Genomic DNA, 15,277 nt, shown 5'->3' on the forward strand with positions numbered 1-15,277 from the left:
GCAGAAACCCGAGGTGTTCAGGTGATTGTCCAGTGACCCCCGCCGACGGCGCCGGTACCGACGCGGAGCACGGCGCCGCCACCCCGCAGCCGGCCCCGCCGACGGGCGCGGAGCTCACCCGCTCGCTGACCCGGCTGCTCCGCGAGCAGCTGCACGACCTCCGGCTCCGGACGGACCCGGAGGCCGACAGCGAGATCGATCTGGACAGGCCCTTCCGCGACCTCGCGCTCGACTCGCTGGGCCTTGTCGAGCTGCACGCGCGGCTGGTCGCGGAGACAGGACTCGACCTGCCCGTCACCGTCGGCTTCGAGTACCCGACGCCTGCCCTGCTGGTGCGCTATCTCAGGGCGCGGCTCCTCGGCACACCGGACGAGGCCCCGGAGCCGGTGCCGCACACGGCCCGCGACGACGAGCCGATCGCGATCGTGGGCATCGGCTGCCGCTACCCGGGAATCGGCTCGCCCGAGGACCTGTGGCGGGTGGTGGCCGGCGGCGAACACGTCGTGGGCGAGTTCCCCGAGGACCGCGGCTGGGACCTGCAGGCGCTCTTCGACCCCGACCCCGACGCGCCCCGCACCAGCTACGTCCGGCAGGGTGGCTTCCTCCCCGACGCGGGCGACTTCGACGCGGAGTTCTTCGGCATCGGCCCGAAGGAAGCCCTGGCCATGGACCCGCAGCAGCGGCTGGTCCTGGAGACCGCGTGGGAGGCGCTGGAGCGCTCCGGGATCGACCCGACCACCCTGCGCGGCAGCCGCTCCGGCGTCTTCGTCGGCGTAGAACCGCACGAGTACGGCCCGCGCACCCACGAGGCGCCCGACGGCCTGGACGCCCACCTGCTGCTCGGCAATCTGCCCAGCGTCGTCTCCGGCCGGATCGCCTACACCCTCGGCCTGGAGGGGCCGACCCTCACCGTCGACACCGCCTGCTCCGGCTCACTGACGGCTCTGCACCTCGCCGTCCAGTCGCTGCGCCGAGGCGAGTGCGGCCTGGCCCTGGCCGGCGGCGTTGCCGTCATCTCCAGCCCCGGGACGTTCACCACTTTCAGCCGCCAGCGCGGCCTGGCCGCCGACGGCAAATGCAAGGCCTTCGCCGCCGAGGCCGACGGCACCGCCTTCGCCGAGGGATCCGGCATGCTCGTGCTGGAGCGACTCGACGACGCGCTGAGGGCCGGTCACCCCGTCGTCGCCGTGGTGCGCGGCTCCGCCATCAACCAGGACGGCGCCAGCAACGGCATCACCGCACCCAGCGGGCTGGCCCAGAACAAGGTCGTCCGGCAGGCCCTGGCCGACGCCGGGCTCACCGGAGCCCAGGTGGACGCCGTCGAGGCGCACGGCACCGGCACCCGCCTCGGCGACCCCATCGAAGCCCGCGCGATTCTCGAGACCTACGGCCGCGACCACAGCGCCGAGGCGCCGCTGTGGCTCGGGTCGGTCAAGTCGAACATCGGTCACACCGGCGCGGCCGCGGGCGTCGCCGGCGTCGTCAAGATGGCAATGGCCATGCGGCACGGCGTGCTGCCCGCCACCTTGCACGCGGAGAACCCCACACCCCACGTGAACTGGTCCGCCGCAACGGTGCAGTTGCTGGTGCGGCCCCGGCCCTGGGAGCAGCACGACGACCGGCCGCGCCGGGCCGGCGTCTCCTCCTTCGGCGCCAGCGGCACCAACGCGCACGTCATCCTGGAGGAGCCGCCCGCCGTCCCGGCGCCGTCGCCGCACCCGCGGACCTCCGGGCCGACGCCGCTGCTGCTGAGCGCGAAGAGCGGGACGGCCCTGCGCGGCCAGGCGGCCCGGCTGTCCGCGTGGCTGGCGGAGCGGCCGGCCGGGGACCCGGACCTCGCCGACGTCGGCTTCTCCCTCGCCACCACCCGCGCCGCGCTCGAGCACCGCGCCGTGATCCTCGCGGACGACCCGGACCAGGCCCGGTCGCGCCTCGCCGCACTCGCGGCGGGGAACGCGCCCACAGGGAGGGTCGCCGAGGGCGGCCTCGCGGTGCTGTTCACCGGCCAGGCGTCGCAGCGCCTGGGCATGGGCCGGCAGCTCCACCGGCGGTACCCGCTGTTCGCGCACCACTTCGATGTCGTCGCCGACCACCTCGACCTGCTGCTTGAGCAGCCGATCGCCGACGTCGTCTTCGCCGACGAGGGCTCGGACGCGGCACGCCTGCTCGACACCACCGAGTACGCGCAGCCCGCGCTGTTCGCGCTGGAGGTGAGCCTCTACCGGCTGCTCGAGTCGTGGGGCATCCGCCCGGACTACCTCGCCGGGCACTCGGTCGGCGAACTGGCCGCCGCGCACGTGGCCGGCGTGCTCTCGCTCCCCGACGCCGCCATGCTGGTCGCCGCCCGCGGCCGGCTGATGCAGGAGCTCCCGGCGGGCGGTGCGATGGCCGCCGTCGCCGCGAGCCAGGACGAGGTGCTGCCGCTGCTCGGGGACACCGTCTCCGTCGGCGCCGTCAACGGCCCGTCATCGACGGTCGTCTCCGGTGCCGCGGACGAAGTGGCCCGCATCGAGCGGCACTTCGCCGAGCAGGGACGCCGCACCCGGCGGCTGCGGGTGTCGCACGCCTTCCACTCGCCGCTGATGGAGCCGATGCTCGACGACTTCCGGCGCGTCGCCGAGGCGATGACCTACGCCGAGCCCGAGATCCCGATCGTCTCCACGATGACCGGTGAGCCGGTCGCGCCGGATGCGGACTACTGGGTGGAGCACGTCCGGCGTACGGTGCGCTTCGCCGACGCCGTACGCCACCTCGATGGCGCCGGAGTGACCACCTACCTGGAGGTCGGCCCCGACGCCGTCCTCACCGCCCTGACTCCCGGCTGCCTGCCGGACACCGCCGACGTCGCCGCGCTGGCCGCCATGCGCGCCGGACGCGACGAGGAGACCGAGCTGCTCGGCGCGGTCGCCGAAGCCTGGGTCCGCGGCGCCGCCGTCAGCGGCGAGGGGCTGTTCCCGGGCGCGCGCGCCGTACCGCTGCCCACCTACGCCTTCCAGCGCCGCCGCTACTGGCTCACCGCACGCACCGCGCCCGACGTCAGCGGCGCGGGACTCACCCCGCTGAAGCACCCGCTGCTCTCGGCCCAGGTCGTCCTGGCCGACGACGAAGGCACCCTGCTGACCGGGCTGCTGTCCGTGCGGACACAGCGCTGGCTCGCCGACCACGTCATCGCCGGGGACCGGATCATGCCCAGCACCGGCTGGCTGGAGATGGTACTGCGGGCCGGCGCGGCGGCGAACTGTCCCCGCGCCGACGAACTGCTCGTCCAGGCACCGCTGGTGCTGCCCGACGACGCGGACGTCCCGGTGCAGGTCCGGGTCGGCCCGCCCGGGCCGGACGGGCGGCGGGACGTGCAGGTGTCCTGCTTCGACGCCGCCTCGGAGACCTGGGTGCGGCACGCCCGCGCCACGGTGGCCGCCGAGCGGCCCGCGGCGCACGCCGCGACCGGAGCCCCCGAGGCCTGGCCGCCCGTCGGCGCCGAACCGATCGACCTCGGCGCCTTCTACCCGGACCGCGCCGAGGACGGCTACGGCTTCGGCCCGGCCTTCCGCAACCTGCGCGCGGCCTGGCGGCTGGACGACCAGGTCCTGGCCGAGGTGGCGCTGGACGAGTCCGCACGCGCAGGCGCCGACGAGTTCCTCATCCACCCCGCCCTGCTGGACTCCGCCTTCCACGCCGCCGACTTCCTGCCCGGCCCCGACGACGGCGGTACCCGCATCCCCTTCTCGCTCGACGGCATCACCGTACACACCCCCGGCACCTCCTCCCTCCGCGTCCGCCTGACGCGCAGCGCGGCGGGCCTGCACGCCGACATGACCGACGGCACCGGCAGCCCCGCCGTCACCGTCGAGACCGTCGTCGAGCGCCCCCTCGGGACGGCGCGTCCCACCCGGCCGCTGTACCGGGTGCGTTGGGAGCCGATCCGCCCAGGGACGGGCACACCGCGGACGGCCCTGCTGGGCACCCCGGCACTGCCGCTCCCGGGCGACCGCTACGCGGACCTCGCCGCGCTGGGCGAAGCCATCGCCGCGGGCGCCGATGTCCCCGACGCCGTCCTCGCCTTCGTCCCCGCCGGTACGGACGCCACTCCGGCGGCGGCCCGCGCCGCCACCACCCGCGTACTCGCCCTGCTCCAGGACGCGCTCGCCGCCGACCTGGGGACGGCCCGCCTCGTCTTCGTCACCGAGAACGCCACCGCGGCCGGGGCCGCCGCTGTCGACGGACTGGCCGCCGCACCGGTTTGGGGCATGGTCCGCGCGGCCCAGGCCGAACACCCGGGAAAGTTCCTCCTCCTCGACATCGAACCCGGATCCACCCCCGAGTCGGTGCTCGCCGCGCTGGCCGCGGCCACCGACCCCGACCGCGCCGAGGAGCAGATCGCCCTCCGCGACGGCGAGCCGAGCGCGCCCCGGCTGGTGCGCATGCCCGCACCCGACGACGGTCCTCGGCCCTGGTCCGAGGGGACCGTCCTGATCACCGGCGGCACCGGGGGACTGGGCCGCCGGGTCGCCCGCCGCCTGGTCACCCGGCACGGCGTCCGCTCCCTGCTGCTGACCAGCCGCTCCGGCGACCGCGCCCCGGGCGCGGCCGAGTTCGCCGACGAGCTGCGGGCGGACGGCGCGACGGTGCGCGTCGAGACGTGCGACGTCGGCGACCGCGACGCCGTGTCCCGGCTGCTCGACGGCATAGACCCCGACCGGCCCCTGACCGGCGTCGTGCACACGGCGGGCGTCGTGGCCGACGGCGCGGTCACCACCCTCACCGCGGCCGACGTGGACACCGTCTTCGCCGCCAAGGTCGACGGCGCCTGGCACCTGCACGAACTCACCCGCGACATCGACCTGAGCGCCTTCGTGCTGTTCTCCTCCGCCGCCGCCACCATGGACGCGGCAGGCCAGTCCAACTACGCCGCCGCCAACGCCTTCCTCGACCAGCTGGCCGAGCACCGCCGTGCCCTCGGCCTGCCCGCCACCTCGCTGGCCTGGGCGCTGTGGGCCGGGGAAGAGGGCATGGGCGGCCGCCTCGACGAAGTCACCCTGCGCCGCTCGCAGCGCTCCGGCGTGACCGCGCTCACCGCCGAACAGAGCCTGGCCCTGTTCGACGACGCACTCACCCGCGACACAGCGACGATGCTGCCGATCCAGCTCGACCTCCCCGCCCTGCGGACACGCACCGGCCCGCTGCCGTCCGTGCTCGGCACCCTCGTCCCCCGGCAGCGGCGCGCCGCCGCGGCGGGCACCGGCGCCGCGGGCGGCGAACTGGCGCGCCGTCTCGCCGCCCTCGCCGGGCGGGACCGGCAGTCGCACGTACTCGAGGTGGTGACACGGCACGCCGCCGCCGTACTGGGACACGAGCAGAGCAGCGAGATCGACCCCCGCCGCCCGTTCAGCGAGGTCGGCTTCGACTCACTCGGCGCCATCGAACTGCGCAACGCCCTCAACACCGCGACGGGCCTCCGCCTGCCGTCCTCGCTGATCTTCGACTACCCGACACCGGCGGCGCTGGCCGACCATGTCCTGGCCGTGCTGGCACCGGCGGCCGCGGCCGACGCCGCCGCCCAGGCGCCGGCGTCCGGCCTGCTCGACGGCGACGACGACCCGATCGCCATCGTCGGCATGGCCTGCCGCTACCCCGGCGGCGTGTCCACCCCCGAGGAACTCTGGAACCTCGTGGCCCAAGGCGCCGACGGCATCTCGCCGTTCCCGGTGAACCGGGGCTGGGACACCGCGGAGTTGTACGACCCCGAGGTCGGCCGCACCGGCAAGACCTACGTCCGCGAGGGCGGCTTCCTCCATGACGCCGCCGACTTCGACGCCGACTTCTTCGGGATCAGCCCCCGCGAGGCCGTGGCCACGGACCCGCAGCAGCGGTTGCTGCTGGAGACCGCCTGGGAGTCGATCGAGCGCGCCGGCATCGACCCCAGCACCCTGCACGGCAGCCGCACCGGTGTCTTCGCCGGCGTCATGTACCACGACTGGGCCAGCCGTCTGCGGGAGATACCCGAGGACCTCGCGCCGTACCTGACCAACGGCAGCTCGGCCAGCGTCGCCTCCGGCCGCGTCGCCTACGTCCTGGGCCTGGAGGGCCCCGCCGTCTCCGTCGACACCGCCTGCTCGTCTTCATTGGTCGCCCTGCACTGGGCGATGCAGGCGCTGCGCCGCGGCGAGTGCACGCTCGCGCTGGCCGGCGGCGTCACCGTGATGGCCACCCCCGAGACGTTCACCGACTTCAGCCTTCAGCGCGGCCTGGCCGCCGACGGCCGGTGCAAGTCCTTCGCCGATGCCGCCGACGGCACCGGCTGGGGCGAGGGCGCCGGGATGCTGCTCCTCGAACGGCTCTCGGACGCCCGCCGGAACAACCGCCCGGTTCTGGCTGTCATCCGGGGCTCCGCCGTCAACCAGGACGGCGCGTCCAACGGACTCACCGCCCCCAACGGCCCGTCCCAGCAGCGGGTGATCCAGCAGGCACTGGCCGCCGCCAGGCTGGGCCCCGCCGACATCGACGCCGTAGAGGGCCACGGCACCGGCACCCGGCTCGGCGACCCCATCGAGGCCCAGGCCCTGCTCGCCACCTACGGCCAGGACCACCCCGGCGAGCCGCTGTATCTCGGCTCGATCAAGTCCAACATCGGGCACGCGCAGGCCGCGGCGGGCGTCGCCGGCGTCATGAAGATGGTGCTGGCCATGCGCGCGGGCATCCTGCCCGCCACCCTGCACGTGGACGCCCCGTCGGCACAGGTCGACTGGAGCGCGGGCAGGGTCGAGCTGCTGGCCGAGTCCCGGCCCTGGCCGCAGGTGCGGCGCCCGCGCCGGGCCGCCGTGTCGTCCTTCGGTGTCAGCGGCACCAACGCCCACGTCATCCTGGAGTCGGCCGAACCGGCCCCCGCGCCCGCCGGGACCGAACCGGCCCCCGCACCCGCCGCCGAGGCCCCGGCCACGCCCGTCCCCTGGCTGCTGTCCGCACGCACCGGGCAGGCCCTGAGCGACCAGGCGACGCGGCTGCACGCCGCACTCGCGGACGACGACACCGTCGTCCCGGCCGCGGTGGCGCGCAAACTCGCCCTCGCCCGCACCGCCCACCCGCACCGTGCCGCCGTCATCGGCGCCGACCGGGCCACGCTGCTCGCCGGGCTGCGCGAGATCGCCGACGGGCGGGCCGCAGTCATCGGCCAAGCGCGAACCGGCCGCGTCGGCTGGCTGTTCACCGGCCAGGGCTCCCAGTGGGCCGGGATGGGCCGCGGTCTGCACGCGCACTGCGCACCCTTCCGCGAGGCCTTCGACGAGGCCTGCGCCGCCCTCGACCCGCACCTCGACTCGCCCCTGCGAGACGTCATATGGGGCGACAGCGACAGCGGCGACCTCGACCGGACGGAGTGGACACAGCCCGCGCTGTTCGCCCTCCAGACCGGACTGGCCGGCGCGCTCCGGCACTGGGGCCTGCGCCCGGACGCCGTACTCGGCCACTCCGTCGGCGCCCTGGCAGCGGCCCACGTCGCCGGCGTCCTCGACCTGCGCTCGGCCGCCCGGCTGGTCGCCGCGCGGGGCCGGCTCATGCAAGCCCTGCCCGGCGGCGGCATGCTCGCGCTGAACACCGCCGAAGCGCACGCCGAGCAGCTGATCAAGGGCCTCCAGCTGGACGTCGCCGCGGTCAACTCGCCGACCTCGGTCGTCGTCTCCGGCCCCGAACCCGCCCTCCTCCAGGCCGCCGGGCGAGCAGTGACGGACGGCGTCCGGCACAAGCGGCTCCCCGTCTCCCACGCCTTCCACTCCGCGATGATGGAGCCGATGCTCGCCGACTTCGCCGAGGTCGCCCGGAGCATCGACTACCGCGAACCCGACCTGCCGGTCGTCTCCGACGTCACCGGCCGGCCGGCCGAACCCGGCGAACTCACCGACCCGCGGCACTGGGTCGAGCACGCCCGCCGGACCGTCCGCTTCGCCGACGGCGTCACGGCCCTGTACGAGTCCGGCGTGACCCGCTTCGTCGAGGTCGGCCCCGACGCCACCCTGACCGCGCTGGCCCGCGAGACACTCGCCGACGTCGACGGCCCGGTCTTCGTCCCGCTCCAGCGCGCCCGCCGCGACGAACACACCGAGCTGACGACCGGCCTCGCCACCGCGTTCACCGCCGGCATCGAACCCGACTGGGCCGCCGTACTCGACGGCGCTCCCGACGACCCCGAACTGGTGCTGCCCACCTACCCGTTCCAGCACCGCAGGTTCTGGATCGACGCCGGCACCGCGGCACACGACGTCAGCGGCGCAGGCCTGGACGCGATCGCACACCCGCTGCTCACCGCGTCCATACCCGTCCCCGGCACCGACCAGGTCGTCCTCACCGGCCGCCTCGGCTCCGGCCTGCACCCCTGGCTGCCGGACCACGCCGTCCACGGCGTCGCCCTGCTCCCCGGCACCGGCTTCGTCGAACTCGCCCTGGCGGCAGGCGAGGAGACCGGCGCCACGACGGTCGAGGAGCTCACGCTGGAAGCCCCGCTCATCGTGCCCGCGGACGGGACGGTCACGGTCCGCGTCGTCGTCGACGCGCCCGGCACAGCCGGCACCCGCACCCTCACCGTGCACTCACGGACCGACGGCTCGACACCCTGGACACGGCACGCGAGCGGCTCGCTGAGCGCGGCGCCGCAGCCCTTGGGCCCGCGCCTCGAGGCCTGGCCGCCACCCGGCGCCGCCGCCCTGGACGTCACCGGCGCCTACGCCCGGCTGGCCGAGCAGGGCTACCACTACGGCCCGCTCCTCCAGGGCCTGCGCGCGGCATGGGCGGACGGCGAGGACCTCTACGCGGAGGTAGCGCTGCCGGAGGCGGCCGACACCGACGCCGCCCGCTACCGGCTGCACCCGGCCCTGCTCGACGCGGCCATGCACGCCGAGTCGCTGGGCGGCCTCCAGCGAGGCGAAACCCTCATCCCCTTCGCGTGGGAGGGCGTACGCCTGCACCGCCCCGGCGCCGCCGCGGTCCGCGTCCACCTGCACCGCGCCGCCGGCGCCGAGCACAGCACCATCCGGCTCTTCGACGCCGACGACGAACCCGTCGCCGAGGTGCGGTCGGTGCGCGGCCGTCCGGTCAGCGAGCAGCAGCTCGCCGAAGCCAGGCGCAGCCCTCTCCACCGCGTGGACTGGACGGCCGTCGACGTCCCGGCCGACGGTGGCGGCTGGGCCGTGGTGGGACCGCCCGAAGCCGGCTTCGGACTCGCCGCCCCCGCCGCACCCGACATGGCGTCACTCGCCGCCGTACCCGGCAGCCCGCCCCCGCTGGTGCTGCTCGGCTGCCCGAGCGACGACACCGGCCTGCCGGGCGCGGTCCACGCCGTCACCGGCCGCGTGCTGCGTGCGGTGCAGCAGTTCCTCGCCGACCCGGCCCTCGCCGACAGCCGCCTGGTCGCCGTCACCAGCGGACTCGCCGCGACCGCGGTCGCCGGTCTGGTCCGCGCCGCCGAGGCCGAGAACCCCGGACGGTTCGGGCTGGTCGACGTCGACTCCGACCAGGCCTCGCTCGCTGTGATCCCCTCCGCCGCCGCCTGCGGCGAGTTCGAGGTCCGGGTCCGCGGCGGCCGCTGCTCGGTGCCCCGGCTGGCCGCGGTGACCGACACCGCCCAGACCCCGCCGCCGTTCGACCCCGACGGCACCGTCCTCATCACCGGCGGGACGGGTGGGCTCGGTGCGATGCTCGCCCGGCATCTGGTCCGCCACCGGGACGTCAGGCATCTGCTGCTCGTCAGCCGCCGCGGCCCGGACGCGGACGGCGCCGGCGCACTCGTCGCGGAACTCCAGGAACTCGGCGCCACCGTCGATACCGCGGCCGCCGACGTCGGCGACCGTACGGCCCTGGCCGGCGTCCTCGCCGACATCCCCGCGGCGCACCCGCTCACCGCCGTCTTCCACCTCGCCGGCATCCTCGACGACGGCCTGGTGACAGCGCTGGACACGGACCGCACGACACGCGTGCTGCGACCCAAGGCCGACGCCGCATGGCACCTGCACGAACTCACCCAGGACCTGCCCCTGGCAGCCTTCGTCCTCTTCTCCTCCGCCAGCGGCCAGCTGTTGGGCGCGGGACAGGCCAACTACGCCGCCGCCAACACCTTCCTGGACGGACTGGCCGCCCACCGGCAGCAAGCCGGCCTGCCCGGCCAGTCGCTGGCCTGGGGGCTCTGGGCCGAGGCGGGCGGCATGGGCGGCACCCTCTCCGCCGCCGACCTCACCCGACTGGAACTCGCGGGCAGCGCCGCCCTCCCCACCGACGAGGGCCTCGCCCTCCTCGACGACGCACTGGCGCGCCCGGAGGCGCTGCTCGTCCCGCTCAAACTCAACCTCGCCGCGCTGCGGGCCGGCTACGACCAACTGCCCGCCGTACTCAAGGGTCTCGTCACACCACCCTCCCGGCCGGCGGACACCCCGAGCGCCGCCGCCCCGGAGGCGGCCGACGAACCGCTCGAACAGCAACTGGCCGCCGCCGACCCCGAGCAGCGGCTGCCCATGGTGCTCGACCTGGTCCGGCGACAGGTCGCCGTCGTACGCCACGACGACCCGGCGGCCATCGACCCCGAGACGCCCTTCACCGCCTTCGGCATGGACTCGCTGGCCGCGATCGAACTGCGCAACGGCCTCAGCACCGCGATCGGGATACGGCTGCCCGCCACCATCACCTTCGACTACCCGACACCTGCCGAACTCGCCGAGTTCCTGCTCGCCGAACTCGGCCCGGACATCGAGGCGATCGCAGCCGACCGCGCCGACGACGACATCCGTGCCGCCATCGCCACCATCCCGCCGGCCGTGATGCGCGCCGCCGGACTGCTCGACGCCCTGCTCGAGCTCCGCGACGGCGGCCCCGCGACCGAGGCGGCCGAGCCCCCGAAGGAGGAGACACCCGCAGAGCAGACCCCCGCACCGGCCGCCGCGCTGCAGAACATGAGCGTGGAGGAGCTGCTGCTCGCCGCGCAGCGCACCCGCAGCAGCTGAGCCACCCCACCCACCGCGCACCCCGTGCGCACCGCACGAGCTGGAGGCACGAGCCATGACGGAACTTCTGCAGCGACCCGGAGAGCGCGCCGACAGCGCCACCGCCACGCGATACCCCACCGACGAGCCGCTGCTCCAGCGGGTGCTCACCCCCTACCGCGCCAAGCGGTGCGAATACCTCAGGACCGCCGAGGTGATCTGCGACGGCGGACCCGGAGAGGGCAGCCGGCTCTCGGCCGAGTGCACCTTCGAGATCCCCGAGTCCTGCTACATCGACGACACCGGCCACTTCAACTCGGTCGAGTTCAACATCTGCTACAACCAGATGGCCTACTACCTCATCGCCAAGGCCGTACAGGACGGACTCACCGAACCGTTCAACCAGTGGTCGATGAACGACTTCTGGCACCGCCAGCTCGGCGACATCCTCATCACCGACTTCTCCAGCTCCTTCCGCGTCCCCATGCGCGGACGCTACTTCCAGGGCGGCATGGAGATCCTCGACATCGTCGCCTGGGACGCCAACGACATCCGCGACGCCCTCGTCGTCGTCAAGACGTTCTGCCGCTACTACGACGAGCACGGCGGCGACTCCAAGGGCTATGTCACGGCGGCCATCACCAACCCGCCGCCACTCCAGGACTGACTCCGTCGGCAACCCCGGGCCCCGACAGCCAAGAAGGAAGCGCATGACCGTCCTCGATCCCCGCCCGAGCGAGGCCGCCCCCAGCGGTGCCGCTGCCGCCGGACACGTCTGCGCGCCCCCCGGCCCCGGCGACGCGCCGACCGCCGCCGCCCCGGGCGCGCCCGCCGAACCACAACCCTGGCCGCCCACCGGCAGCGAGCCCGTCGACATCCCCGACCTCTACGAGCGGCTCGCAGCCCGCGGCATGGACTACGGGCCGTCGTTCCGCCTGCTCAGCACCGCATGGCGGCGCGGCACCGAGGTGTTCGCCGAGGTCCCGCTGGACGACTCCGGGCTCCCCGCCACGGGCATGCTCATGCACCCCGCCCTGCTCGACGCCGCCCTCCACGCGGCGAGCATCCCGTTTCTCGACCGGGACGGGGAGGACACCTACCTGCCCTTCGCCTGGCGAGGTGTCCGCGTACACCGCCCCGGCGCCACCGCACTGCGGATCCGCATCGCCCTCACCGAGGGCGACTCCCTCTCCCTGACCGCCACCGACATGGACGACCGGCCGGTCCTCTGCGCCCGCTCGCTGATGGTGCGCCCCGTCAGCCGCGAGCAGCTGCGGGGAACCGGCGCCTCGGGCGCGCTGCTACGCCCGGTCTGGAGGCCACTGGCCGAGGTGCCCGCCCGCCCGGCGGCCGACGAGCCCTGGGCCTTCCTCGGCACCGACCACCTCGGCGTCACCGGCGAACTCAAGGCCACCGGACGGAGCTTCGAGAACTACAGCTCCCTCCACACCATGGACGCGGCACTGCGACGGGGCGCCCCCGTCCCCTCCGTCGTCCTCGTCAGCTGCGCCGACGGCACGGACGGGGTCGACGCAGTGCGCGCCGAGGCGCAGCGCTGCCTCGCCCTCGTCCAGGAGTGGCTCACCGACGACCGGCTCGCCGGCTCCCGACTGGTGTTCATCACCCAGGGCGCACAGTCCTGTGGGCCCGACGAGGACATCGCCGGCCTCGCCGCCTCCGTGGTCTGGGGGCTCGTCCGCAGCAGCCAGGCCGAGCAGCCCGGACGCTTCGGACTGGTCGACATCGACGAGGCGGACGGCTCACGGCGCGCCCTGCTGTCCGCCGTTTCCGCCCTCACCGACCCGGACACGCCGTATCCCCAACTGGCCGTCCGCCACGGCAGCCTCCTGCAACTGCGGCTCCAGCGCTCCCGGCCCGGCGACACCGGCGCCCCGGCACGCCGCCCCACCCGTACCCACGGCACCGTCGTGATGACCGGAGGCACCGGCGCGCTCGGCACCGTCCTGGCCCGCCACCTCGCGCAGCGGCACGGCGTCGGCCGACTACTGCTGCTCAACCGCTCCGGCCCCGACGCACCCGCCGCCCGCCGGCTCGTCGCCGAACTCACCGAACTCGGCGCCCACACCGACGTGGTGGCATGCGACGTGGCCGACGCCGACGCGCTCGACCGGGTGCTGAACGAAGTACCGGCGGAACACCCCGTCACCATGGTCATCCACGCGGCCGGCGTCACCGACGACGGCGCCGTCGGCACCATGACCCCCCGGCGCCTCGACCGCGTGATGCGCCCCAAGGTCGACGCCTCTCTCGCCCTGCACCGGGTGAGCCGGTCGCTCCCCGACTGCGAACTCATCCTCTTCTCCTCGGTCAGTGGCATCGTCGGCGGAGCCGGCCAGGCCAACTACGCCGCCGCCAACACCTTCGTCGACGCCCTGGCCCAGCACCGCCGGGCCGCCGGACTGCATGCCGTCTCGCTCGCCTGGGGCCTGTGGGACGAAGCCGGCATGGGCGAGCGGCTCAACGCCGCCGACCTGAAGCGGATGGAACGGGCCGGCATCTCGGCGCTCCGAGTGTCCGACGGGCTCGCCCTGTTCGACGCCGCCCTCGCCCGCGACGACGCCGTACTCGTGCCCATCCAGCTGTACGAGCCGGCCCTGCGCGACCACTCCCCGCAGATCCCGGACGTGCTGCGCGACCTGTGCCCGCCGAGGCAGGAGGACCGGACCCGCCCCACCCGGCGGCCGGACCACGTCGACCCCGCCGAGCTGCGCCGCTCCGTCGCCGAACTGCCCGAGGCCGAACGCACCGGCGCCGTCGTGCAGCTCATCCGCACCGAGGTCGCCGGGGTGCTCGCCCTCCCCGGGCCGGAGGCCGTCCAGGCCGGGGCCGAGTTCTCCGCCATCGGGTTCGACTCGCTGACCACCGTGGACCTCAACCGCCGACTGGCCGCCCTCACCGGCCTGCGGCTGCCGGCCACGCTCCTGTTCGACTACCGGACACCGGCCGACCTGGCCGCCCACCTGCTGCGCCTGATGAGTCAGGACTGAGCGCTCCGACCCGCGGAGCAGACGGAGGACCCCATGCGCGTAATCGTCATCGGCGGCGGTGTCATCGGACTGGCGGTCGGCTGGCGCTGTGCGCAGCGCGGCACCGACGTGACCGTCATCGACCCGGAACCGGGCGGCAAGGCATCCGGCGTCGCCGCCGGACTGCTGCCACCGTCCGGCGACATGTTGCTGGGCCGGCCCGAGTTCGCCCGCCTGGTCCTGCACTCCCGCGCTCTCTACCCGGCGTTCGCCGCCGAGGTCGCCCAGGCCGCCGGCACGTCCGTCGGCTTCCTGCGCAACGGCATCCTCGACGTCGCCTACGACGCGCAGGCCGCCCAGGGCCTCGAACGGCTGCGCCAGATGGCCGACGACTTCGGCATCGACTACCGGATGCTGTCACCGGACGACTGCCGCCGGCTCGAACCCCGCCTCGCCCCCGAGGCGTACGTCGGCATGCTGTCACCCGCCGACGGTTCGATCGACCCCCGCATGCTCACCCGCGGCCTCCTCGCGGCGCTGCACAACGCCGGCGGACAGGTCGTGCGGGAACGGGCCGAGCAGGTGATGCTCGACGACGCCACCCCCGCGGTCCGGCTCAGCGGCGGCGAGGTCCTGCGCGGCGACCGGCTCGTCCTCGCCGCCGGACCCTGGACCCATCTGCTGCCGGGCCTGCCCGCGGGCCTGGTCCCCGAGATCAGGCCCTATAAGGGCCACGTCGTGCGGCTGCACGGCGAGGCCGTCGTCGGCCACACCGTCCGCGGGAGCTACGGCGACCGCTCGGTGTACATCGCGCCACGGGCCGACGGCGAATTGGCCATCGGCGCCACCTATGAGGACGCCGGATACGACGAGCAGGTGCTCGCGGACGGCGTCGCCGACCTGCTCGAGCGGGTACGGCGGATCGTGCCCTCCACGGCGCGGCTGCGGTTCGTCGGCGCCGCCGCCGGGCTGCGGCCGGGATCACCGGACGGCCTGCCGATTCTCGGCGTGACGGCCCGGGAGGACGTGCTGCTGGCCACCGGGCACTACCGGGTCGGCATTCAGCTGACACCGGCCACCGCCGAGGCGATGGCGGAGGCCGTCATGACGGGTGAACTGCCGCAGATCGCTCGCCCGTTCAGCGCTGCCAGGTTCGCCGCCGCGCCGGCCTGACCCTCCACCTTCCGGCCCGGGTCCTCATGGGCCCGGGCCTTTCCCTGCCCCGGCCGGGGTCGTGCCCTGCCCCGGCCGGGGTCTTGCCGTGTCCGGGCCGGGGTCTTGCCGTGTCCGGGTCGGGTTTTGCTGTGTCCGGGGCGGGGGTCTTGCCGTTTC

General features: G+C 74.8%; 4 protein-coding genes. All 4 read left to right on the top strand.

The features are described from left to right. The first annotated feature begins 32 nt into the window (after nt 1-32). The 4 genes from OG966_RS30695 to thiO are packed head-to-tail and all read left to right on the top strand — an operon-like array spanning nt 33 to nt 15,118. Nucleotides 33-10,979 (top strand): type I polyketide synthase, encoded by a 10,947-nt coding sequence (locus OG966_RS30695; RefSeq protein WP_326653212.1) that lies wholly within the window; start codon nt 33-35, stop codon nt 10,977-10,979. 55 nt (nt 10,980-11,034) lie between these two features. After that, nucleotides 11,035-11,625 (top strand): FcoT family thioesterase, encoded by a 591-nt coding sequence (locus OG966_RS30700; RefSeq protein ID WP_326653213.1) that lies wholly within the window; start codon nt 11,035-11,037, stop codon nt 11,623-11,625. 43 nt (nt 11,626-11,668) lie between these two features. Continuing rightward, on the top strand, nt 11,669-13,966 hold the full coding sequence (locus tag OG966_RS30705; RefSeq protein WP_326653214.1) for a type I polyketide synthase: 2,298 nt from the start codon (nt 11,669-11,671) through the stop codon (nt 13,964-13,966). 33 nt (nt 13,967-13,999) lie between these two features. Continuing rightward, a complete protein-coding gene (gene thiO, locus OG966_RS30710; protein WP_326653215.1) occupies nt 14,000-15,118 on the top strand; it encodes a glycine oxidase ThiO in 1,119 nt (372 codons plus the stop codon). Nucleotides 15,119-15,277: the final 159 nt, after the last annotated feature.

The sequence above is a fragment of the Streptomyces sp. NBC_01750 genome (assembly GCF_035918095.1).
Taxonomy (GTDB): domain Bacteria; phylum Actinomycetota; class Actinomycetes; order Streptomycetales; family Streptomycetaceae; genus Streptomyces.

Coding starts and splice junctions, on each gene's coding strand:
- OG966_RS30700 (WP_326653213.1), top strand. CDS start 11,035: ATGACGGAACTTCTGCAGCGACCCGGAGAGCGCGCCGACAGCGCCACC.
- OG966_RS30705 (WP_326653214.1), top strand. CDS start 11,669: ATGACCGTCCTCGATCCCCGCCCGAGCGAGGCCGCCCCCAGCGGTGCC.
- thiO (WP_326653215.1), top strand. CDS start 14,000: ATGCGCGTAATCGTCATCGGCGGCGGTGTCATCGGACTGGCGGTCGGC.